Annotated in this window: 5 protein-coding genes and 1 pseudogene; all 6 read right to left on the bottom strand. The window is 70.0% G+C overall.

What is annotated here, in order from left to right; genetic code table 11:
• Positions 1-716 (bottom strand): AMP-binding protein (locus G6027_RS08790; RefSeq protein WP_241726960.1); only part of this gene is annotated, 716 nt, incomplete at its 3' end.
• A 241-nt stretch (positions 717-957) separates the two neighbouring features.
• Positions 958-1,380, bottom strand: a complete 423-nt coding sequence (locus G6027_RS08785; protein WP_182636842.1) for a helix-turn-helix domain-containing protein — start codon at positions 1,378-1,380, stop codon at positions 958-960.
• Positions 1,377-2,570 carry a molecular chaperone DnaJ gene (gene dnaJ / locus G6027_RS08780; RefSeq protein WP_187702741.1) on the bottom strand — a complete coding sequence of 398 codons (1,194 nt, stop codon included), beginning with the start codon at positions 2,568-2,570 and terminating at the stop codon, positions 1,377-1,379. The genes G6027_RS08785 and dnaJ overlap by 4 nt, the downstream gene beginning before the upstream one ends.
• A gap of 106 nt (positions 2,571-2,676) precedes the next feature.
• Positions 2,677-3,300 (bottom strand): annotated as a pseudogene (gene grpE, locus G6027_RS08775) (nucleotide exchange factor GrpE); the annotation flags it as partial.
• On the bottom strand, positions 3,297-3,494 hold the full coding sequence (locus G6027_RS08770) for a hypothetical protein (RefSeq protein WP_182636839.1): 198 nt from the start codon (positions 3,492-3,494) through the stop codon (positions 3,297-3,299). The pseudogene grpE and the gene G6027_RS08770, both read right to left, overlap by 4 nt.
• On the bottom strand, positions 3,491-5,344 hold the full coding sequence (dnaK, locus tag G6027_RS08765; RefSeq protein ID WP_182636838.1) for a molecular chaperone DnaK: 1,854 nt from the start codon (positions 5,342-5,344) through the stop codon (positions 3,491-3,493). The genes G6027_RS08770 and dnaK overlap by 4 nt, the downstream gene beginning before the upstream one ends.
• Between the last annotated feature and the right edge of the window lie 364 nt (positions 5,345-5,708).

Here is a 5,708-nt window from a genome sequence, read left to right as displayed (position 1 = left end):
CTGCGCGCGAGATGCGGCGGGAGGTAGCCCATACGGGCGGTGGCCTCGGTCTGGCCGTACATCACGACGAGCTCGGCGCCCCTGGCCTCGAGCCGCTCAGCGAGGGCGCGCACCTTCTCCGGTGCCAGCCGGCCGCCGGCCTGGGTGAGGTAGCGCAGGCGGGTGAGGTGGTCCAGCCGGTCCAGACCCACGCGCTCGAGCAGCTCCACGGTGTGGGGGACGGCGGCGAAGGTCGTCACGCCGTGGGCGCCGGCACGCTCCCAGAACCCGGGGCTCGCCACGGAGTCCTCGTTGAGCACCACCGAGGCGCCCACGAGCAGGTGGCTGTGGATCACCGACAGGCCGTAGCAATAGTGCGGCGGGAGGGTGGTGATGGCACGGTCCCCGGGCACGATGCGCAGGTACTCGGCGATCGCCGCGGCATTGGACAGCACGGCCCGGCGCGACTGGCGGACGAGCTTGGGAGACCCGGTCGACCCCGAGGTGCTGAGCAGAAGGGCCAGGTCGGGGTGGAGCTCGTGGCGCGGCGGGGTGTGGTGCGCGGAGTCCGGGATCGACTCACCCGCACCCGCCACGACGTCCGGGGTCCACGAGTCGATCAGGCTTCGGGTGGCCGCGCTCTCCGGCGGCAGGAGCAGGATCGCATGACCCGCCTCGTGCGCGGCGAGGTAGTCGATGAGGAAGTCGCAGGTGTTGCCCGCGACCAGGCCGATCATCCGGCGTCCGGACGTCACCGCCGGGTACTCAGCCGCCCGGGCTGCGACCCGGAGGGCGAGATCGGTGTAGGTGAGGGTGGTGTCGTCGCTGATCACGGCCACTGCGCGGCCGCGGGCGGCGAGAGGCCCCGCGAGTCCCCCGACCCGCCCGGTATGGCCCACCTGATCGATCGTCACCGGTCCACTGTAAAAGGTAAGGCTATCCTAGGACAATTCGTTGATCGTCCTTAGGTCCGTGTGATCAGCGGTCCTCGCGCTGGTGGCGAGGCCGCCAGACCACGACCGAGGTGGAGCGGGGCACGTGGACGAGCTCCCCTCCGGCCCGGCCCCGCGCCGACCCGGCGCGGAGTTCCGCGAGCTCGTCGACCAACTCGCGGACCCGTGACTGCAGTGCGTCGACCTGGTTGGTCAGCTCGATGATGCGCTTGATGCCGGCGAGGTTGACCCCCTCGTCCTGGCTGAGCCGCTGTACCTCGCGGAGCAGGGCCACGTCGCGGAGCGAGTAGCGGCGCCCGCCACCGCTGGTGCGTTCGGGCGTGACGATCCCCAGCCGGTCGTAGGTACGCAGGGTCTGTGCGTGCAGTCCGGACAGCTCCGCGGCCACGGAGATCACCAGGACGCTGTCGTCGGGGCCCAGGTCCCCCACGTCCCGCCGGGGGCTCATGCCGACCCGGCCCAGCCCGACCGTGGATCGAAGCCGGCTGCCCGCAACGCATCGTCGTAGGCGGCGAGCTCGGCCTCGGCCATCCCGGCGGGGGGCGTGGCCACCCGGAGCGTGACCTTGAGGTCACCGGTCCCGGACTTGCGTGCGATGCCGCGCCCCCGGACCCGCAGGATCTGTCCGTCACGCGACCCGGCGGGGACCTTGACGGTCACCCGCCCGGTGAGCGTGGGCACCGACACCTGGGAGCCGCGGACGAGCTCCGGGTAGGAGACCGGGAGCTCCACGAGCAGGTCGGCGCCGTCGCGGTCGAACACGGCGTCCTTCGACACGGTGACCGTGACGTACAGGTCGCCGGACGGTGCTCCGCGGAACCCCGCCTCACCCTGACCCGAGAGCCGGATGCGTTGGCCGTCCTGGACCCCGGCGGGCACCTTGACGTTGATGGTGCGGGCGCGGTCGGTGACGCCGCTGCCGACGCAGTCCGGGCACGGGTCGTCGATCTTGGACCCGGTGCCGCCGCAGTCCGTGCACGGTTCGGCGAACCCGAACGCGCCCTGGGTGCGCTGGGTGACCCCGGCCCCGTGGCAGGTGCCGCAGACCTTGGGGCTGGTCCCCGGGCGGGCCCCGCTGCCGTGACAGGTCAGGCACGGTGAGGCGGACGAGAGCCTGATCTGCACCGTCTCGCCCAGGGCCGCCTCGCGGAACGACAGGGTGAGGGCGGTCTCGACGTCCTGCCCGCCCTGCGGCCGCTGTGCCCGGCCGCGACCCGCCCCGGCCCCGCCACCACGGCCCTGGTTGAACAGGCCACCGAACAGGTCGGAGAAACCCCCGGCCCCTCCGGCGCCGCCGGATCCCGCGGCCTGACCGAAGAGGTCGCCGATGTCGAAGTCGCCACCGGTCGTGGTGTACCTACCGCCACCGGGGGGCGCGAAACCGCCGAACCCGCCCGAGGAGACCTGCGCACGGAACTCGTCGTACTCCTTGCGCTTGGCGGGGTCGCCGATGACGCTGTTGGCCTCGCCGACCCGCTTGAACTTCTCCTCGGCGGCCGTGTTCCCCGGGTTCTTGTCCGGGTGGTTGTCGCTCGCGAGCTTGCGGTACGCCTTGCGGATCTCGTCCGCCGTGGCGGACTTGGAGACGCCCAGTTCGGCGTAGTAGTCCTTCTCGACCCATTCGCGCTGACTCACCAGACGCCTCCTTCCTCTATCGGGTCCTGCTGTTCTCACGTCTCACTTTTCCACCTCGACCGCCGGTGTGCAGGTGACCGCACACCGGCGGCGGTGGAGGCGGGGCAGATCAGCGGACGGTGACCATCGCCGACCGCAGGGTCCGCTCGCCGTGGCGGTAACCCTTCCGCAGGATCGTGCCCAGCACGGGCTCGGAACCCTCCGACTCGTCCTGCACGGCCTCGTGCACGGACGGGTCGAACGCGTCGCCCTCCTCGCCGAAGGACTCGACCCCCTGGGAGGCCAGGACCGCGTGGACCCGGTCGGCGAACGCCTTGAGGGGCCCCTCCTCCAGGTCGCCGTGCGCCCGTGCCCGCTCCAGGTCGTCGACGATCGTCAGCAGCTCGGTGAGGACCGAGCCCTTGGCGGTGTCGATGATGGCCTGGCGGTCACGCTCCACCCGGCGGCGGTAGTTGGCGAACTCCGCCGACACGCGCTGCAGGTCCGCCGTCCGCTCGTCGAGCTGGGCCTGTAGCGCCGCCGTGGCGTCGTCGGCGGGCGCATCCCCTGCGCCCACCGAGTCAGTGCCGCCCGTCGGGGCCGGGTCGTCCTCGACGATCTCGCCTTCCACCGCCTCCGCGGGAGTGGCGCCGGATGTGTCGTCCACCGCCTGCGCGGCGGCCACGTCCTCGGCGTCACCGCCCGCCCAGGCGGCCTTGTCCGTCTCCGGACCGTCGGCGTGTGGTGTGGTCACTGGAACTCACCCCTGGCTGTCTCGTCGTCCTCGGCGGCCGCCTCGACCTCGTCGGGTTCGACGCCGGCCGCACCCTCGGCCACGACCTCGGCCTCGGGCGCCACCGGGGCGTCCTGGACGAACTTCTCGTCCACGGCCTCCTCGTCGGTGGCCTCCGGGTCGCCGGGATCGGGAATTCCGGTCGCGTCCGTCACTTGTTCTCCCCCTTGGGCTCGTCCTCGTCCACGACCTCGGCGTCGACGACGTCGTCGTCAGCGGAACCCGCGGAGGTGGGGTCGCCGGCCTCGGCACCCTCGGCCGCAGCTGCCTCGTAGATGGCCTGGCCGACGGCCTGGGCCTCGGTGTTGACCTTCTCCACGGCGGCCTTGATGGCGTCGACGTCCGAACCCTCGAGCGCGGACTTGGCCTCGGCGATCGCGGCCTCGAGGGACTCCTTCTTGTCCGCGGGGACCTTGTCCTCGTTCTCCGAGACGAACTTCTCCGTCTGGTAGATCGTGGACTCGGCCTGGTTGCGGGCGTCGGCCTCCTCGCGGCGCTTGTGGTCCTCCTCCGCGTGGGCCTCGGCGTCCTTGATCATCTGGTCGATCTCCTCCTTGGACAGGCCCGAGCCGTCCTGGATGATGATCGTGTTCTCCTTGCCGGTGCCCTTGTCCTTGGCCGTCACGTGGACGATGCCGTTGGCGTCGATGTCGAAGGTGACCTCGATCTGCGGCACGCCGCGCGGCGCGGGAGCGATGCCGGCGAGCTCGAACGAGCCGAGCAGCTTGTTCTGCGCCGCCATCTCGCGCTCACCCTGGAACACCTGGATCTGCACCGACGGCTGGTTGTCGTCGGCCGTGGTGAAGGTCTCGGACCGCTTGGTGGGGATGGTCGTGTTGCGCTCGATGAGCTTGGTCATCACGCCACCCTTGGTCTCGATGCCCAGCGACAGCGGGGTCACGTCGAGCAGGAGCACGTCCTTGACCTCGCCGCGGAGCACGCCGGCCTGCAGCGCGGCGCCCACGGCGACGACCTCGTCCGGGTTGACGCCCTTGTTGGGCTCCTTGCCGCCGGTCAGCTCCTTGACCAGGTCGGACACGGCCGGCATACGGGTCGAGCCACCGACGAGCACCACGTGGTCGATGGTGGACACGGCGATCCCGGCGTCCTTGATGACGGCCTGGAACGGCTTGCGGCACCGGTCGAGCAGGTCCTGCGTGATCTTCTGGAACTCCGAGCGCGACAGGGTCTCGTCGAGGAAGAGCGGGTTCTTGTCCGCGTCGACCGTGATGTACGGCAGGTTGATCGAGGTGGACTGTCCGCTCGACAGCTCGATCTTCGCCTTCTCGGCGGCCTCACGCAGACGCTGGAGCGCCATCTTGTCCTTGGTGAGGTCGATGCCGTTCTGCGCCTTGAACTTCTCGACCAGCCAGTCGACGATCCGCTGGTCCCAGTCGTCGCCACCGAGGTGGTTGTCGCCCGAGGTCGCGCGGACCTCCACGACGCCGTCGCCGATGTCGAGCAGGGAGACGTCGAAGGTACCGCCACCGAGGTCGAAGACCAGGATGGTCTGCTCCTTGTCGCCCTTGTCCAGCCCGTAGGCCAGGGCGGCCGCGGTGGGCTCGTTGACGATGCGCAGGACGTTCATGCCGGCGATCTGGCCGGCGTCCTTGGTGGCCTGACGCTGGGCGTCGTTGAAGTAGGCGGGGACGGTGATGACGGCGTCCGTCACGTCCTCCCCGAGGTAGGACTCGGCGTCGCGCTTGAGCTTCTGCAGCGTGCGCGCGCTGATCTCCTGCGGGGTGTAGTTCTTGTCGTCGATCGAATCCGACTTCCAGTCCGTGCCGATGTGGCGCTTGACCGAGCGGATGGTGCGGTCGACGTTCGTGACCGCCTGGTTCTTGGCCGGCTGGCCCACGAGGACCTCGCCGTTCTTGGCGAACGCGACCACCGACGGGGTCGTGCGCGACCCCTCGGCGTTGGCGATCACATTGGCCTCGCCGCCCTCGAGGACGGCGACGCAGGAATTGGTGGTGCCGAGGTCGATACCGACTGCACGTCCCATGATGTTCTCCTTCTCTCCGCGCACTTGATCGCGGATGGGGGTGGTCCGAAACTCTGTCGTTAAGCAGACCCGGCTCAAGGCTCGGATCAGTGACTCCACCCTGCCTGTCGGCGGTGGCGCCGTCAACCCAAGTTGAGTCCGGATCGCTGAGGTTTGACGCCCTGTACAACTGGCGACCGGCCGGATCCATTCCCGGGGTGATCCAAGTCACTCAAAAACCTGAGCCCCTCCGACTCAAGACGTTCACAGACTCGCGGGACGCAACGCCCTCACGCCCTCGCGCCCACACGCCCTCGCGCCCTCGCGCCCTCAACGACAAGAGCGTTCCGCACACACGCCTCTCCTTGAAGTCAAGTGGTTGTTG

Origin of the sequence: Dietzia sp. SLG310A2-38A2 (genome assembly GCF_014145095.1) — a bacterium.
Lineage (GTDB): Bacteria > Actinomycetota > Actinomycetes > Mycobacteriales > Mycobacteriaceae > Dietzia.
This window is presented reverse-complemented; position numbering and strand designations above follow the sequence as displayed.